The organism is Arthrobacter terrae, assembly GCF_015708085.1.
In the GTDB taxonomy this organism is placed as follows: domain Bacteria; phylum Actinomycetota; class Actinomycetes; order Actinomycetales; family Micrococcaceae; genus Arthrobacter_M; species Arthrobacter_M terrae.
Map to the genome: position 1 here is coordinate 164,431 of NZ_JADNYM010000004.1, position 15,680 is coordinate 180,110.

Below are 15,680 nucleotides of genomic sequence, written 5' to 3' on the forward strand. Positions count from 1 at the left end.
CGGGCAAGGGCCACGAACAGAAGGGCCGGCGCTACGCCGTCGTGCTGCAGGCTTGGTTCCTTTCAGACGATCGATGAACCCGCCAGCGGAACCGCCTACCGGAGCGTCAGGCAGAAACAGACGCCGCATTCGAGGGGCCGGCCCCGGCAGATTTACCGCTCCCGCCGTCGCCGGCGCCCGACGTGGCGTTTTCCTGCAGCCATCGCCGGTGGCCAATCAGCGTCACCGCGGAGGCGAGCACGGCGGAGATGGCCAGGCCCATCCACAGGTGCAGGTGCAGTGCGGCGGCTCCGGCCACTGCCCCGAGCATGATCAGGCCGATGGCCAGCGCCCGGCGGACCCAGTGCGGGCTTTTCCCGCCGGCAAGACGGGACTCGGAGGCCAGGCCGGTGATGGTGGAAGTGACCACAACGGTGGTGATTTCGGCAACCTTGAGCCGCTTGGCGGTAGCAGCCTGGATACCCATCGTCAGGGCAAGAACCGAGGTGGTGATGCTGCCGAGAATTTCATTGCCCTGCACCGGGGCAAAGCCGACGAAAAATGCCAGGGCCGTGATGCCTGCTGCCGTCATCAGCAGGGCTACGGACGTGCGGTGCGACCAGCCTTCGGGAGCCTTGCGCAGGGCACGCCCGGCCAGCGCCGCTCCAAGCATGAAGAAGAGCAGTGCCAGCGCGGGGCGGAGGATGGGCAGGTTGGCGCCCCCGGCGAAGGCCATGCCGAGCAGGACGACGTTCCCGGTCATGTTTCCGGTGAAGACGCGGTCCAACCCAAGGTAGCCGACGGCGTCCACGACGCCGGTGGAAAAGGTCAGGGTGAGCATCAGGCACAAGTGCAGACGCTCTGTGGAGACGGAAAATTTCGGTGTCACGGCAGGATCCTCACTCAAACTCTTGTAATTGCAGAATACAAAGTCTAGGTTCTAAGGAGCAATTGTATGCAATGTCACACATCTCAGACCGATCGGGGCCCGTATGCCGCTCGCAGAGCACCACGTTCGCCGCCGCCTTCCCGGTGCGCGCACCCTCCTTACCCTGGCCGCCGCCGTGACCCTGGCCCTGGGCACCAGCGCCTGCCAGCCGATTCAGCAGCCGGAGGCGGCGCCGGAGCGGGCCGATGTTACGTCCGTACCGCTGGCCGGCCAAAAGATCACCGAGGGCGGGAACCTGGTGATGGCGCTTTCTGCGGAACCGGACCGGCTGGATCCGACCACGTCCTCGTCGCTGTACACCCGCTACGTCATGCAGACCATGTGCCAGAAGCTCTATGACATTGACGCCCACGGCAGGATTGTCCCGCAGCTGGCCACCGCGCTGCCGGTGATTTCCCCGGACGGGCTAACCGTCACCATTGCGGTGCGCGGCGACGCAACCTTTGCCGACGGCACGAAGTTCAATGCCGAGGCGGTCCGCGTCACCCTGGACCGCGGGCTGAATCTGAAGGGCTCCGGCCGCAAGAGCGAATTGGGGCCCATCGCGGGCATCACCACGGTGGACGACACGCACGTGCAGATCACCTACAAGAAGGCGTTTGCCCCGCTGACCGCCGCGCTCGCGGACCGCGCCGGCATGATCCTCTCACCCAAGGCGCTCGCGGACAATGGTGCCGCGTTCGGGGATCATCCGGTCTGCGTCGGACCGTTCAAGTTCGTCAATCGCGTTCCGCAGACTTCCATCACGGTCCAGCGTGATCCGCTGTACTACGACTCGAAGAATGTCCATCTGGACAGCATCACGTACCGGATCATGACCGATTCAAATATCCGTGCGGCAAACCTGCGCTCCGGGGACGTGCAGGTGGCGGACTCCATCTCGCCGCAGGACGTGGACGCGCTGATGCAGCAAAAAGATGTGGGTGTGCTGCAGGTAGGTTCGCTCGGCTACCAGGGGCTTACGGTCAATATGGGGAACACCAACGGAGTCGGTAAGCCGTACGGCACCATCGACACTCCCCTGGCCAAGGACCCGCTGGTGCGTCAGGCGCTGTCGCTGGCCATTGACCGCAAGGCGTTGGTGAATACGGTCTTCAACAACTGGTACCAGGGCGCCTGTTCGCCTATTACGCCGTCGAGCCCTTTCACGTCAGAGGCGTCCGAGGCCTGCCCGGAATTTAACCCGGTGAAGTCCAAGGAATTGTTGAAGCAGGCAGGTGCGCAGACGCCGTATCCGCTGAAGATGTTGGTCAGCAACACCCCGGATACGCTGCGCTTTGCGCAGGCGCTGCAGGCGGCCGTCGCCGAGGGCGGCTTTGACCTGACCATCCAGCCGGTGGAGTATTCCACGCTGCTGGATGTGCAGAACCGCGGTGACTTTTCGCTGCTTCAGTTGGGCTGGTCCGGGCGCGTTGACCCGCACGGGAACATGTTCAACTTCCTCTCCACCGGAGGGGGCAACAATGTCTCCGGCTACAGCAGTCCAGAGATGGACAAGCTGCTCACGACGGCGTCGCAAACGAACGACGACGGCCAACGGGCCGCGCTGTACGGGCAGGCGGTGACGAAGGTCCAGCAGGACAACCCGATCATCTACCTGTACCGGGTGCGCAGCCTGACCGCTTACACGACGAATGTGGCCGGAATCCAAACCTATGCCGATGGCGTGGTGCACCTGAGCGGTGCCGCGTTTGTTGACCAGGCGCTGGCCAATAAGAAGAAGGGATAAAGCGGACATGATCCGATACGTAGCCACCCGGCTCTGGCAGTCGGCATTGACTCTGGTGCTGGCCTCCATAGTCGTTTTCGTCGGCGTCCGGGCCCTTCCCGGGGACCCCGCACTGGCCATGGCGGGGGAAGAAGCGACTCCCGCACAGCTGGCCATTGTCCGCGCGCAGCTGGGCCTGGATCAGTCCGTTCCCCATCAGTACTTTGCCTTCCTGGGCAAGCTGCTGCACGGAGATTTCGGTAATTCCACCCGCACCGGCACCCCGGTGACGGACCTGATAGCCACCACGCTGCCGGTGACCCTTTGGCTGTCCGCCTACGCGATCGTGGTCGCCGTCATCGTCGGCATTGTCTTTGGCGTCATCGCCGAGCGGTTCCGGGGACGCTGGCCGGAATGGATTACCAACGGCTTCGCCCTGATCGGGCTGTCCGTGCCAAACTTTTGGCTGGGAATTTTAGCCATTCTCTACCTCGCCGTCACGCTTGGGTGGTTCCCGGCCTCGGGGTATGTCGATGTGGTGGCCAATCCACTCAAGGGGCTGTACTACCTGACGCTGCCGGCCGTGATCCTGGGGACGTCGCTCGCGGCGGTGATTATGCGGCAGACCAGGGCCTCAATGATCGAGACCATGAAAACGGATTACGTCCGCACGGCCAATGCCAAGGGACTGGGCGCCGGGCGGGTGCTGTTCCGTTACGGGCTGCGCAACTCCCTGATCGTGGTGGTGACAATCGTGGGCCTGCAGTTGGGCGGCCTCATTTCCGGAGCCGTCGTCACCGAGCGGATCTTCGCGCTGCCGGGCTTCGGGAAATTGACACTGGATGCCGTCTTCACCCGCGACTACCCGGTCATTCAGGCCGTCGTGCTGGTTATCACCCTCAGCTACATTGTGATCAATCTGGCGGTGGACATCCTGTACTCCGTCGTCAATCCGAAAATCCGTGTCGGAGGAAGTAACTGATGGCTATTACCGTTGTTGACCCACGTACGGACGCCAGCGCGGCGGGTTTAGGTTCCGCACGCGGCCGGATCTGGCGATCACTGCGCGGTAACGCGCTCGGCATGGTGGGCGCAGTGCTGCTGGTTCTGGTGGTGCTGGTGGCCATCTTCGCGCCGTTGATTGCCCCGTATGGCCCCGCGGAAGTGCACTTTGCCACCCCGTTCCAGAAGCCCGGCACCGTCGGATTCCTGCTGGGCACCGATGATCTGGGCCGGGACATCTTCTCCCGGATGGTCTTTGGCGTCCGCGCGTCGCTGGAGGTCGGAGCGCTGTGCGTGGTGCTCTCCGTGGTGATCGGGACGCCGCTGGGCCTGCTGGCGGGCTATTGGAAATGGCTGGATGCGATCATCTCGCGGCTAACCGACGTCACGTTGGCTTTCCCGTTCCTGATCATTGCCGTCGGGCTGGCCGCCATCAGCGGTCCGAGCCTGACCAATGCCGCCATCGCACTGGGCATTGCCCACATTCCGACCATGATCCGGGTGGTACGCGGTGAAACGCTGCGGATCAAGGAGAGCGATTTTGTGCTCGGAGCCATGTCCATGGATGCCTCGGGCCTGCGGATAATTTTCCAGCATGTGCTCCCGAATGCGGCATCGGCGATCATTGTCCAGGCCACCGTAATTATGCCCGTGGCCGTGATTGGTGAGGCCCTGCTGTCTTTTCTCGGGCTGGGCATCCAGCCGCCCACGCCAAGTTTGGGCATTATGCTCTCCGACGCGCAGCAGTACATTTTCCGCTCGCCGACGGCCGCGATCTTCCCCGGTATCGGCATCGCGGTGATCTGCCTGGCTTTCAATCTCTTCGGGGACGCCCTGCGCGACGCCCTGGACCCCACCAATACCAGCCGAAAGTAACCTTAATGACCTTCACAACACCTGATTCCTTCACCACACGTCCCACCCTGCAGGGCACCTTCGGCATGAGCGCCTCAACACACTGGCTGGCGACGGCGACTGCGCAGGCTGTGCTGGAGCGCGGCGGGAACGCCTTCGATGCCGCCGCAGCGGGCGCCTTTGTGCTGCACGTGGTGGAGCCGCACCTGAACGGACCCGGCGGAGACATGACGGCGGTCTTCGCCACGGCGGAGAATCCCGCCGAGCCCACGGTCCTGATGGGGCAGGGGCCGGCTCCGGCGGCCGCCACGCCGGAGCACTATCTGGCCCAGGGCCTTGACCTGGTCCCCGGCGCCGGTGGTCTCGCTGCCGCGGTGCCGGGAGCGGTGGAGGGCTGGTTGATGCTGCTGCGGGACCACGGCACCTGGGAACTGGCTGACATCCTGGCCTTCGCCACTGGCTACGCGCGCAATGGACACCCGGCGCTTGCCCGGGTGGGCAGTACCATCGCGTCAGTGGCGGACCTCTTTACCGAGCACTGGCCCACCTCGGCCGCGCTCTGGATGCCGGACGGGCGCATCCCCGAGGAGGGCGAGATCCTGAAAAATGAGGCCTACGCGCGGGTGCTGGACCGCCTGGTCGCGGCAGGAACGGAAGTGACCACGGCATCGCGCGAGGCGCGCATCGACGCGGCCCGGACCCAATGGCGGGAGGGTTTCGTGGCCGCAGCAGCGGCCGCCTTCACGCAGATCCCGCACCGGCACTCCTCCGGCACGGACCTGGCCGGTGTGATGACGGAAGCAGACTTCGCGGGTTTCACCGCCGGTTACGAGCCCGCCACCGTGCTCGAATTCCGCGGCTACACGATTGCCAAGACCGGTCCTTGGGGCCAAGGCCCCGCGCTGCTGCAGACGCTCGCCATTTTGGATGGTTTTCCGGACGAATATCTGGACCCCTCTACGGCGTTGGGCGCCCACACCATCCTGGAGGCACAGAAACTCTCCATCGCGGACCGGGAATCCTATTACGGCGATTCCAACGTGAGCATGGACCGGCTGCTGAGCCCGGAATACGCGGCCATCCGCCGCTCCCTGATCGGCGAAAAAGCATCCCACGAGTTCCGCCCCGGGTCGCTGCCCGGACAGACCGTTTTCACCCCGCCGCTGCGCGTTGAATACCTGCCGCCGGTGCCAGTTGGCACCGCAGGCGCGGCGAACGGCAGCGACACGACCTTTGCCGGCGTTGGCGAACCGACGGTGATGGATACCGGGGAGACCCGCGGCGACACCTGCCATATCGATGTGGTGGACCGCTGGGGGAATATGATCTCCGCGACCCCCTCCGGCGGCTGGCTGCAGTCTTCCCCGACCATCCCCGAGCTGGGCTTTGCCCTCGGATCGCGGCTGCAGATGACCTGGCTGGAGGAGGGCTCACCCTCCACGCTCACCCCGGGAAAGCGGCCGCGGACCACCCTGACACCTACCTTGGTGCTCAAGGACGGCCAGCCGGTCGCGGCGTTGGGATCACCGGGCGGCGATCAGCAGGACCAGTGGCAGCTGCTGTACCTGCTGCGGACCATCGTCGGGGGTTACACCCCGCAGCAGGCTGTGGACGCCCCCGCCCTGCACACCACCAGCATCCCGGGTTCATTTTTTCCCCGCACCTGGACCCCCGGTGGAGCCGTGGTGGAGGACAGATTGGGCGAAGACGTCATCGGGGAGCTGGAGCGCCGCGGGCATCTTGTCACCCGGGCCGGCGACTGGGCCCTCGGGCGGCTCTCTTCCGTTGTCCGGGATCCGCACACGGGCGTACTGAAGGCGTCCGCTAATCCAAGAGGAGCGCAGGGATATGCAGCAGGACGCTGAAACACCACGGGACGTCGAAGCCGGGAGCGGCGGAACTACACAGGGCACTGAAAGGACAAACCGGCGGTCAATTCTGCAGGTCAGGAATCTGGAGGTCAGCTTCGGCCCAGCGTCCTCCCCGGTGCTGCACAACGTCAGCTTTGACCTGCGGGCCGGTGAACGCGTGGCGATCGTGGGGCAGTCCGGCTCCGGCAAATCCACCACCATCGGGGCCATCCTGCGGTTGCTGCCCGGCAGCGGCCGCATTTCCAAGGGCCAGATCCTTCTCGACGGCGACGATCTGGCTGCGATGTCCGAATCCCGGATGCGGTCCATCCGGGGCCGGCGGATCGGCTTGGTGCCGCAGGATCCGATGTCCAACCTGAACCCCTCCATGAAGGTCGGTGCGCAGATTGCCGACGCTTTGGCAGCTAACGGGCTGCGGGGCGGGGCGGACATCAAGCGGCGGACCGTGGAACTGATGTCAGAAGCAGGAATTCCCGATGCGCAACGGCGTTACGGGCAGTATCCGCATGAATTTTCCGGTGGGATGCGCCAGCGCGTCCTCATTGCCATCGCGCTCGCGGGCGAGCCGGAACTGTTGATTGCCGATGAGCCGACCTCGGCGCTGGACGTCACGGTGCAGCGGCAGATCCTGAACCACCTGCAGACGCTGGTCGACGCACGTGGCACCTCCCTGCTGTTCGTCACGCACGATTTGGGGCTCGCCGCGGACCGCACCGACCGCATCATCGTGATGTCCGAGGGGCGGATTGTGGAGGTCGGCACGCCGGCGCAGATCCTGCTGGCACCCCAGGAGGAGTACACGCAGCGTCTGGTCGCCGCGGCACCGTCGGTTGCCGCGACTGCAGCGGCGACCGTGGCGCCCTCGTCGTCCGTTCCGGCCGCGGTACTGAACACCGGCGCGCCCAGACAGGTCGCCGTCGAACCGATTCTCTGCGTACGGAACCTGCGCAAGGAGTTCCGGCTGCGGGGCCAGCGAGGCTCCCTGGTGACGGCGGTCGACGACGTCAGCTTCACCGTAGCGCGCGGCACGACGACGGCGATAGTCGGCGAGTCCGGATCCGGTAAGACCACGGTAGCCAGGATGATTTTGGGGCTGGAGAATCCGACCGGCGGCGAGGCCCTGATTGAGGGCAAGAGCATCACCGGCAGCAATGCCAGCGACCGGAGGGGGCTGCGGCGGAGGGTACAGCCGGTTTTCCAGGATCCATACGGGTCGCTGGACCCGACGTTCAGCATCGAGCGGCTGATCGACGAGCCGCTGCGCATCTTCAAGGTCGGCGGTAAGCAGAGCCGGCTGCAGCGGGTGGCGGAACTGCTGGACCAGGTGGCACTGCCGCGGACCGTGGCCCAGCGGCGTCCAAATGAACTCTCCGGCGGACAGCGCCAGCGCGTTGCGATTGCCCGGGCCTTGGCGCTGGAGCCGGAGCTGATCATCTGTGACGAGGCCGTCTCCGCCCTTGACGTTCTGGTGCAGGACCAGATCCTGTCACTGCTGGCAGATCTGCAGCAGCGGCTGGGGCTGACCTACCTCTTCATAACCCATGATCTGGCCGTCGTCCGGCAGATTGCCCACAACGTGGTGGTGATGAAATCCGGTAAAGTGATCGAAAACGGCGATGTGGATCAGGTGTTCCTCGCGCCACAGGACGATTACACGAAAGAGTTACTTGGAGCGATCCCCGGTGCCGCATTCGCCAGTTAGGGACGCGCCCGCACCGAAGCAGCGCGTCCAGGACGAGATCCGCCGGGATATTATTTCCGGCGCGCTCTCGGCCGGAACACGCATCACCGAGGCCTCGCTTGGTGAAAAATACGGCATCTCCCGGGTGCCGGTCCGCGAGGCCCTGCACGCACTGGAGGCCGAGGGTTTCGTCGAGTCCAAACCATATGCCGGTTCCACCGTCGCGGCCATTCCGGTGGACGACGCCGACGACCTGTTTGCCGTGCGGGAGGCCCTCGAAGCGGCAACCGCGCGGCGGGCCGCCAAGCAGGCGGCGGCCCAGTTTTCTGTCGGTGTCCCCGACAGCCACTGGTGGAAAACGCGCAAGGACATCGCGGAGATCCTGGATTCCGGTGACGCCGCCATCGAGGCGGACTCCCTGAACCTCCTGCCTGAGCTCAACGTCCGTTTTCACCTCGGCGTCGCCGAGTTGAGCGCAAGCGCATCCCTGACCGCGCTGCTGCGCCAGATTGCCGGAAAAATTGAATGGCTGTACGCCGCCGATGTCGGTTCCCGCGGCAGGCAGGCCTGGAACGAACACCGTTCCATCATGGCCGCTATCGACGCCGGTGACGTTTCCACCGCGGAACAGCGGATGGGTGGCCACGTGCACCAGTCCCGGACCGGATACATGGACCGTTTTGCCCCGTAGGAAAGTAGCTGTCGCATGACTTTTCTGTCGGCAGCTATTCATGTACATCTCAAGGTGTACGAATGTACACTATGATTATGTCCAGGGTCAGCGTCGCAGACGCACGTAACCACCTTTCAGACGTGATCGCCCGCTCGAAGATCGAACCGGTGTTCATCGAGCGCCGCGGTCAGCGCGCCGCGGTGGTTGTCAGTCCCGAGCACTACGAGCGGATGCTCGAAGCGCTCGAAGACGCCGAAGATGTCGCCGCGTTCGACGAGGCGATGGCAGAGGAGGGCCCCAATATCCCCTGGGCTCAGGTGAAGGCCGATCTGGGCTGGACATGAGCTACCAGGTCGAGCTGCGTCCTGCCGCAGTTCGCGCGTTGAAACGAATTGACCATCAGGATCGCGACCGCATTCGTGGGGCAATCGCGCTCCTCGGTGAGGAACCGCGGCCGCCAGGTGCTAAAGCACTTCAGGGGCGTCCCGGTCTCCGGGTTCGCATCGGGGACTACCGCATCATCTACACGGTTGACGACAACATCCTCGTTGTCGCAGTGATCACACTCGGTCATCGCCGCAGCGTCTACGAACGCTGACTGCTTCACGCCCACGTTCCATCTGGCCGCCTGATCCGAGCGCGGTTCCACAGGAGGCGCCCGCCACGTTTTAGGCTGGATGCAAGCGCCTAGCCCAGCCGGTCTGCCTTAACCATTTCGTCGTCGTCGGACTTCGGCGCGGCCTTAAGGATCAGCGCCACCACCCCGGCTGCCACCATCGCCAGCCCCACGACCCACATGCCCGCCTGCTGGGTGCCGGTGATATCCGCCAGCCATCCGGTGACGTATGGCCCGATGAAGCCGGCGGTATTGCCCACGGAGTTAATCAGGGCCACGCCCGCGGCGGCTGCGGCACCTGAGAGGAACATGGTGGGCAGCGGCCAGAACGTGGGAAGCGCCGCGCAGATGCCCATGGTGCAGACGGTGATGGCGATCATCGCTGCGACCGGGGAGCTCAGGTAGAGGGCGATCGGGATGGCGATGCCGCCAACAATCGTCGGAAGGGCCACATGCCAGACGCGCTCGCCGGTCTTGTCGCCGTGTTTGGCCCAGAAGTACATGGAGAAGCAGCCGAATACGTACGGGATGGCCACGATGAAGCCCTGCTGCAGCACGGAGAAGTCGGTGTGGAATTCCTTTTTGAACCCGGCGATGATGGTGGGCAGGAAGAATCCGATGGCGTAGAGGCCGTAGACAATGCCGAAGTAGACAAAGGCAAGGGCCCAGATCCGACCCTGCGTCAGAGCTTGCTTCAGCGTCACGTGGTAGCGCTGAGCGGTCTGCGCCTCTTCGGCCTCCATCTCGCGGCTCAGCCAGACCCGTTCGTCCTCGTCAAGCCATTTTGCGTCGGCCGGCCGGTCGGTCAGGTAGAACCAGCAGATAATGCCCACGATGATGGCCGGGAGACCCTCAACCAGGAACATGAAGCGCCAGCCGTCCAGGCCGCCGAACACCTGGTGGCCGGAAGTGATCAGCCAGGCCGACAGTGGGGATCCGATGGCGGAGGAGAGCGGCACAGCCAGCATGAACAGTGCGACAGCGCGCGCGCGTTCGCGTTTGGGAAACCAGAATGTCAGGTACAAAATAATGCCGGGGAAGAAGCCGGCCTCCGCCACGCCGAGCAGGAAACGGAGCACGTACATGGTGCCGGCGTTGGGCACCCAGGTCATGATGGTGGCGATGATGCCCCAGCTGACCATGATCCTGGCTATCCACCGCCGGGCGCCGAATTTGTGCAGGGCCAGGTTGCTGGGCACCTCCAGCAGCAGGTAGCCGACGAAAAACAGTCCGGATGCTAGCCCAAAGGTGCTGGCGGTGAACCCAAGGGCCGCGTTCATCCCGTGGGGAGCTGCGAAAGCGATATTGGTCCGGTCCAGATAGTTGATGAAGTAGAGCAAGCCGAGGAACGGCGAAAGCCGCCAGGCGACCTTGCGCATTACGCGTTTACGCATGGTTACGTCTGCGGCCGGTGCCGGATGAGAATTAATCGTCATGAAGGCTCCTCATTGAACTGATACATCGGCGTGCGATGCACTGGTGGTGTTCGGTGTTGCCTCTTGTCTACTCCCGGTACGCCGCCTGGTCCAGCTTCGGCACGCGGTTAGCCTGAAATTATGGCCAGAAACGATGCGGTCGGCTTTCGCTGGCCGTTTGTCGCTGGCCGTTAAACCTTGGGCTCGAAGCGGCCGTCATTGGCCATCCAACCGCCGTCGACCAGCATTGAGGAACCGGTTACGAACGAGCTCGCGTCACAGGCGAGGAAGACGATGGCGCCGGCGAGCTCGTGCGGCTGGCCCCAGCGTTTGAGCGGGCTTTTCTGTTCATAAGCGCTCCACCACTGCGGATCGTCCTTGATTTGCCGGGTTAGCGGGGTTTCGAAGGCACCGGGCAGCAGCGCATTCACCCGGACACCAGCGGTGCCCAGCTCGGTGGCCATAGTTTTGGTCAGCTGGACGACGCCGGCCTTGGCCGCAGCATAAATGCCTTGGCCAGGTTCCACCACCAGCGCACGGAAACTGGCGAAGGTGATGATGGAACCCTTGCCACGCCCGGCCATGGTAGCCCCGAAGGCCCGCATCAGCCGGTAGGTGCCCTTGAGATTGACGTCGATGACTTTGTCGAAGTCCTCATCGGTGGTGTTGAGCAGACGCTTGCGGGCATTATAACCGGGCGTAATCACCAGGACCTCGGCGTCGGAGTGTTCCGCGGCAGCTGCGGTGACGGCGTCGGTACTTGTCACATCCAGCTCGCAGGCCTGCCCTGTGCCGCCGGCCGCAGTAATCTGCCGGACCGTTTCCTCGGCCGCGGCCATATTGAAATCGCCTACCACCACATGTGCGCCGAATTCGGCAAGAGCCAGAGCTCCGGCCTGGCCCAAACCGCTCCCGCCACCCACCACGACGGCCTTGCGCTCACTGAGGTCAAAAAGTGCCTTTACGGATTGTGCCATGACGGTCTCCTCGCGCTGTCCGGTGTTGGTCAGGCGAGTATAGCCCCGTCGTAGAACACGCGTCGCCGTGCGGGCGTTGCATGGTAGCGTGCGGAGAATGAGCACTGAACTCCTGGCGCGACTGCGCAAAGTCGTCTCGGCGGATCGTCTTCTAACCGATCCACAAGCGCTGGCTGCCTATAGCCATGACGACGCCGAATGGGCCGACTTTGTGCCGCCGCTGGCTGTAGTGCGTGCGGCCTCTACGGAAGAGGTCGCCGCGGTAGTCCTGATCGCAGCTTCCACCGGCGTACGGATTGTTCCCCGCGGAGCCGGAACCGGGCTTTCCGGCGGGGCCAATGCGGTAGCGGACTCGGTAGTGCTCACCCTGGAGCTGATGACAGAGATCCTGGAAATCAACCCCGACGAGCGCTACGTCCGCGTGCAGGCCGGTATCCTCAACGATTCGCTCCGCCGGGCCGTCGCCGTGCAGGGCCTCTGGTACCCGCCCGATCCTGCCAGCTACAAAATTTCCACCATCGGCGGCAATATCGCCACCAATGCCGGCGGGTTGTGCTGCGTAAAGTACGGGGTGACCCGGGATTACGTCCTGGGGCTGAAAGTGGTGCTGGCCGACGGTGCGGTGGTGGACCTTGGCCGGCGCACAGCCAAGGGCGTCGCCGGCTACGATCTGACGGCCCTCCTGGTCGGTTCGGAGGGGACATTGGGCATCGTCACTGAGGCCACGCTGAAGCTGCTGCCGTTGGCAGGCCGGGAAAACCGGGCTGTCGCGGGCTACTTCGCTGACTTAGTCGACGCCGGAAATGCCGTGGCGGCGGTCAGCAGGGCAGGGATCATTCCCGCCGCGCTGGAACTGGTGGACCGAACGTGTCTGCAGGCCGTGGACGATTGGCAGCAGCTCGGCTTATCCCAGGAGGGCGGCGTACTGCTGCTGGCATCGGTGGATGAACCGGGGACCAGGGGAGAGGAATTGACCGAGGAGCTGCATGCGATCTTCACCGCAGCGGGTGCAACCAAGGCAGAACGGTCGCTCAGCGCCGAGCATGCCGAGGAATTGTTTCTGGCCCGACGGCTCGCCTACCCGGCGCTGGAGCGGCTGGGCCCTGTCCTGACCGAGGACGTCTGCGTGCCGCGGACCGCTGTGCCGGAAATGCTCCGGCGGATCGAGGACACTGCGCGGCGGTTCAATACCAAGATCGCCAACATTGCCCATGCCGGCGATGGCAACCTGCACCCGCTGATCATTGCCCCCGTAGATGACGACGGCGCCAAGTCGCGCGCGAAGGACGCGTTCGATCAGATTGTGGCGGACGCACTGGAACTGGGCGGTACCACGACGGGCGAACATGGTGTTGGACTGTTGAAGCTGCCGGGAATGCTGGCGGAGTTCTCTCCGCGGGTGATCGCTCTGCACCGCAGCGTTAAAGCTGCGCTGGATCCGCAGGGAGTCCTTAACCCGGGCAAGGCGTTCCCCGCCTGATAGCCGCAGGGGACAATCCGATTGACGCGGTCAGTCGATGACTGCCCCAAGGGCCTGAAGGCCATGGGCGCCGCACTCGTCCAGATATTCGCTGAAATACGTCGCGATGGCGTTTCGCGCACAGTTCCCGGCGCGCGTGCTGTCTCCGGCTACGATCGCGGCAAAGATCGCCTGATCGCGTTCCAGGGAGTCCGTCATGGCACGGCTTTTGTCCGTGGCCCGGCCCATCCTGTCGTCCATCAGTTTCAGGATTGACCCGGAGACAGCCTGGCCGCAGATCTGCAGCAGATCGTTCTGGCTCGCGGCCCAAACGGTGGCGTGAAAGTCCAGATCGGCACGGTTGAAGCTCTCCGAGCCGTTCACCACCTCGGCTTCCATCACTGCGATGGCTTCGCCCATCGTCGCCACCTGCTCGTCGGTCCGCAGCGCCGCGGCGAGCTGGCAGGCGGAGCTTTCCAGCACAATGCGAAACTGCACCAGTTGGGACAGCGATAGCGATGCGACCCGTGCCATGGTGCTGAAAGACCGGCCCAGGACGTCCGGCGATGGTGCCAGGATTTCCGCGCCGCCGCGGCCGCCTGGCCGGGAAGCAATTAGACCTTGGGCCTGGAGCACCCGCAAAGCCTCGCGGATAGTGGACCGGCTTACGGAAAACTGCACCATGAGCTCGCGTTCGCTGGGCAGCCGCTGGCCGGGGTGGACCTCGCCGCCTACAATGGCTTGCTCAATTTGCTCAACTACGCGTTCGTAGGTCAGCACGGGAACGACGGGCGAGAATGTAACAGCAGCAGGTCCGGGGGAGCTCAGCGGATTCATGGAAATCTTTCGGTAGTTTGGGCAAACTCAGGAAAGAAATAGCTGGTCAGACCAGTGAACTAGGTAGCATTAGTGCCTTGTAGTGATGTTATATGGATCACATCGCTTTAGAACCCCGGACCAGCCGATGGAGCCATCTCATGCGCCGAACGAAGCATTACAGACTGGCAGCTGCGGTGCTGCTGGCCGCCGCAATGTCCCTGACCGCGTGTTCCGCCGGCTCCAGTGGCGGATCGGAGGCGAAGAGCGCAGGTAAAACCTCCTTAACCGTCGCCCTGACCGGGCCGCCCACCAATCTGGATTTCACCAGGACAGCTGGTGCCGCCATCCCGCAGGCGCTGATGTCCAATGTGTATGAGGGCCTGGTAAAGATTGATCAGGACGGCAGGATTCAGCCCTCGCTGGCCGAGTCCTGGACGCTCAGTGACGACCGAAAGACGTACACATTCAAGCTGCATCCCGGGGTGACGTTCTCCAACGGAGAGGCCTTCACCGCCGACGACGTCAAGTTCAGTCTGGAACGCGTGAAGACGGGGTGGGTCTCGAGTCTGAAGACGAAAATGGACGTGGTGGATTCCATTGATGTTCTCAGCGACTCCGAGGTCGAGGTCAAACTGAGCCGTCCCAGCAACGCCTGGCTGTTCGACATGGGTACCCCGGTCGGGGCCATGTTTGATCCGTCCGGAGTACAGGATCTGGCGAACAAGCCCGTCGGCACCGGTCCGTTCACCGTTGAATCCTGGAAACCCGGTGAAGCCATCGCGATGACGGCCCGCGATAAATACTGGGGTCAGGCGCCAAAGGTGAAGACCCTAACCCTGCGCTACTTCGCTGACGCGACAGCGACGACAAATGCGCTCCGTTCAGGCGACGTAGACGTTGTGTACAACATGCAGGCCCCGGAGCTGCTGCCAACCTTCGAATCGGACAAGTCCTTCCAGATTCTGGATGGCACATCCAATGGCAAGGTGGAACTGACCATGAATAACAAGGTGGCCCCGTTCAACGACGTGCGGGTGCGCCGGGCCGTTATGTACGCCATTGACCGCAAAGCCGTGCTGGATACCGCGTGGAGCGGCCACGGCACGTTGGTGGGAGCTCCCGTTCCACCCACCGATCCTTACTACGAGGATCTAAATGGGGTCTACCCCCACGATCCGGGAAAGGCCAAGGCACTGCTGAAGGAAGCCGGCGCGGAGAACCTAAAGATCACCTTTACCGTTCCCACCCGCCCCTACGCCACGGCTGTTTCGCAGATCGTGGTTTCCGAGCTGGCCGACGTGGGCATTGACGCCACGATCGAAACCGCCGAATTCCCTGCGGTGTGGCTGGACAAGGTATTTACCAAGCATGATTATCAGATGTCAGTGATCCTGGCAGTGGAAAGCCGTGACCTGTTGACTGCCTTCAATAACCCGAATTACTACATCGGCTATGACAACTCCAAGATCAAAGACCTGGCGCAGACGGCAGACGCCGCGGATGAGGCCGGTTACGTGGAAGGGATGAAGAAGGTTGTCCGCACCATCACCGATGATGCGGCAGTTGACGTCCTGTTCCTCTTCCCGAATCTGATCGTGGCTAAGGCCGACGTAACGGGGCTGCCGAAGAACTCTGTCACCGAGGCGCTGGACCTAACGGCCGCAGGCTGGAAGTAG

Annotated in this window: 14 protein-coding genes; 10 read left to right on the forward strand and 4 right to left on the reverse strand. The window is 63.7% G+C overall.

The genetic code is table 11. The features are described from left to right. Nucleotides 1-106 precede the first annotated feature (106 nt). Nucleotides 107-868, reverse strand: a complete 762-nt coding sequence (locus IV500_RS04005) for a YoaK family protein (RefSeq protein WP_312875824.1) — start codon at nucleotides 866-868, stop codon at nucleotides 107-109. A gap of 103 nt (nucleotides 869-971) precedes the next feature. Here IV500_RS04005 and IV500_RS04010 point away from each other — a divergent pair, with 103 nt between their 5' ends. The 8 genes from IV500_RS04010 (at nucleotide 972) to IV500_RS04045 (ending at nucleotide 9,316) form a co-directional block, all read left to right on the forward strand. Then, nucleotides 972-2,657: an ABC transporter substrate-binding protein gene (locus IV500_RS04010; protein ID WP_196395521.1), complete on the forward strand. Its 1,686-nt coding sequence runs from the start codon at nucleotides 972-974 to the stop codon at nucleotides 2,655-2,657. A gap of 7 nt (nucleotides 2,658-2,664) precedes the next feature. Then, nucleotides 2,665-3,618, forward strand: a complete 954-nt coding sequence (locus IV500_RS04015; RefSeq protein WP_196395522.1) for an ABC transporter permease — start codon at nucleotides 2,665-2,667, stop codon at nucleotides 3,616-3,618. Beyond that, nucleotides 3,618-4,514, forward strand: coding sequence for an ABC transporter permease (locus IV500_RS04020; protein ID WP_196395523.1), 897 nt, complete (start codon nucleotides 3,618-3,620; stop codon nucleotides 4,512-4,514). Before IV500_RS04015 ends, IV500_RS04020 begins: the two co-directional genes overlap by 1 nt. A gap of 5 nt (nucleotides 4,515-4,519) precedes the next feature. Beyond that, nucleotides 4,520-6,358, forward strand: a complete 1,839-nt coding sequence (locus tag IV500_RS04025) for a gamma-glutamyltransferase family protein (RefSeq protein ID WP_196395524.1) — start codon at nucleotides 4,520-4,522, stop codon at nucleotides 6,356-6,358. After that, nucleotides 6,342-8,066, forward strand: a complete 1,725-nt coding sequence (locus tag IV500_RS04030) for a dipeptide ABC transporter ATP-binding protein (RefSeq protein ID WP_196395525.1) — start codon at nucleotides 6,342-6,344, stop codon at nucleotides 8,064-8,066. Before IV500_RS04025 ends, IV500_RS04030 begins: the two co-directional genes overlap by 17 nt. Next, nucleotides 8,047-8,736 carry a GntR family transcriptional regulator gene (locus IV500_RS04035; RefSeq protein ID WP_312875825.1) on the forward strand — a complete coding sequence of 230 codons (690 nt, stop codon included), beginning with the start codon at nucleotides 8,047-8,049 and terminating at the stop codon, nucleotides 8,734-8,736. The genes IV500_RS04030 and IV500_RS04035 overlap by 20 nt, the downstream gene beginning before the upstream one ends. Nucleotides 8,737-8,798: 62 nt before the next feature. Continuing rightward, nucleotides 8,799-9,062, forward strand: a complete 264-nt coding sequence (locus tag IV500_RS04040; RefSeq protein WP_230854438.1) for a type II toxin-antitoxin system Phd/YefM family antitoxin — start codon at nucleotides 8,799-8,801, stop codon at nucleotides 9,060-9,062. Further along, a complete protein-coding gene (locus IV500_RS04045; protein WP_196395527.1) occupies nucleotides 9,059-9,316 on the forward strand; it encodes a type II toxin-antitoxin system RelE family toxin in 258 nt (85 codons plus the stop codon). Before IV500_RS04040 ends, IV500_RS04045 begins: the two co-directional genes overlap by 4 nt. A gap of 89 nt (nucleotides 9,317-9,405) precedes the next feature. Here IV500_RS04045 and IV500_RS04050 read toward each other — a convergent pair whose 3' ends face one another. Together IV500_RS04050 and IV500_RS04055 are read right to left on the reverse strand one after the other, a co-directional pair. Continuing rightward, entirely contained in the window at nucleotides 9,406-10,770 is a 1,365-nt protein-coding gene (locus IV500_RS04050) for an MFS transporter (RefSeq protein ID WP_230854439.1), read from the reverse strand. Nucleotides 10,771-10,940: 170 nt separating this feature from the next. Next, nucleotides 10,941-11,726 carry an SDR family NAD(P)-dependent oxidoreductase gene (locus IV500_RS04055; RefSeq protein WP_196395528.1) on the reverse strand — a complete coding sequence of 262 codons (786 nt, stop codon included), beginning with the start codon at nucleotides 11,724-11,726 and terminating at the stop codon, nucleotides 10,941-10,943. A gap of 97 nt (nucleotides 11,727-11,823) precedes the next feature. On the opposite strand from IV500_RS04055, the gene IV500_RS04060 reads away from it, so the two are divergent. Further along, nucleotides 11,824-13,206, forward strand: coding sequence for an FAD-binding oxidoreductase (locus IV500_RS04060; protein WP_196395529.1), 1,383 nt, complete (start codon nucleotides 11,824-11,826; stop codon nucleotides 13,204-13,206). A gap of 30 nt (nucleotides 13,207-13,236) precedes the next feature. Here the strand turns inward: IV500_RS04060 and IV500_RS04065 are convergent, their stop codons facing one another. Then, nucleotides 13,237-14,022, reverse strand: coding sequence for a FadR/GntR family transcriptional regulator (locus tag IV500_RS04065; RefSeq protein ID WP_196395530.1), 786 nt, complete (start codon nucleotides 14,020-14,022; stop codon nucleotides 13,237-13,239). 140 nt (nucleotides 14,023-14,162) lie between these two features. Here IV500_RS04065 and IV500_RS04070 point away from each other — a divergent pair, with 140 nt between their 5' ends. Beyond that, nucleotides 14,163-15,680: an ABC transporter substrate-binding protein gene (locus IV500_RS04070; protein WP_196395531.1), complete on the forward strand. Its 1,518-nt coding sequence runs from the start codon at nucleotides 14,163-14,165 to the stop codon at nucleotides 15,678-15,680.

What these genes read in the sequence shown, in the direction of transcription:
- IV500_RS04060 (WP_196395529.1), top strand. Translation starts at nt 11,824, where the DNA reads ATGAGCACTGAACTCCTGGCGCGACTGCGCAAAGTCGTCTCGGCGGAT.
- IV500_RS04015 (WP_196395522.1), top strand. Translation starts at nt 2,665, where the DNA reads ATGATCCGATACGTAGCCACCCGGCTCTGGCAGTCGGCATTGACTCTG.
- IV500_RS04070 (WP_196395531.1), top strand. Translation starts at nt 14,163, where the DNA reads ATGCGCCGAACGAAGCATTACAGACTGGCAGCTGCGGTGCTGCTGGCC.
- IV500_RS04020 (WP_196395523.1), top strand. Translation starts at nt 3,618, where the DNA reads ATGGCTATTACCGTTGTTGACCCACGTACGGACGCCAGCGCGGCGGGT.
- IV500_RS04065 (WP_196395530.1), bottom strand. Translation starts at nt 14,022, where the DNA reads ATGAATCCGCTGAGCTCCCCCGGACCTGCTGCTGTTACATTCTCGCCC.
- IV500_RS04055 (WP_196395528.1), bottom strand. Translation starts at nt 11,726, where the DNA reads ATGGCACAATCCGTAAAGGCACTTTTTGACCTCAGTGAGCGCAAGGCC.
- IV500_RS04025 (WP_196395524.1), top strand. Translation starts at nt 4,520, where the DNA reads ATGACCTTCACAACACCTGATTCCTTCACCACACGTCCCACCCTGCAG.
- IV500_RS04050 (WP_230854439.1), bottom strand. Translation starts at nt 10,770, where the DNA reads ATGACGATTAATTCTCATCCGGCACCGGCCGCAGACGTAACCATGCGT.
- IV500_RS04045 (WP_196395527.1), top strand. Translation starts at nt 9,059, where the DNA reads ATGAGCTACCAGGTCGAGCTGCGTCCTGCCGCAGTTCGCGCGTTGAAA.
- IV500_RS04030 (WP_196395525.1), top strand. Translation starts at nt 6,342, where the DNA reads ATGCAGCAGGACGCTGAAACACCACGGGACGTCGAAGCCGGGAGCGGC.
- IV500_RS04040 (WP_230854438.1), top strand. Translation starts at nt 8,799, where the DNA reads ATGTACACTATGATTATGTCCAGGGTCAGCGTCGCAGACGCACGTAAC.
- IV500_RS04010 (WP_196395521.1), top strand. Translation starts at nt 972, where the DNA reads ATGCCGCTCGCAGAGCACCACGTTCGCCGCCGCCTTCCCGGTGCGCGC.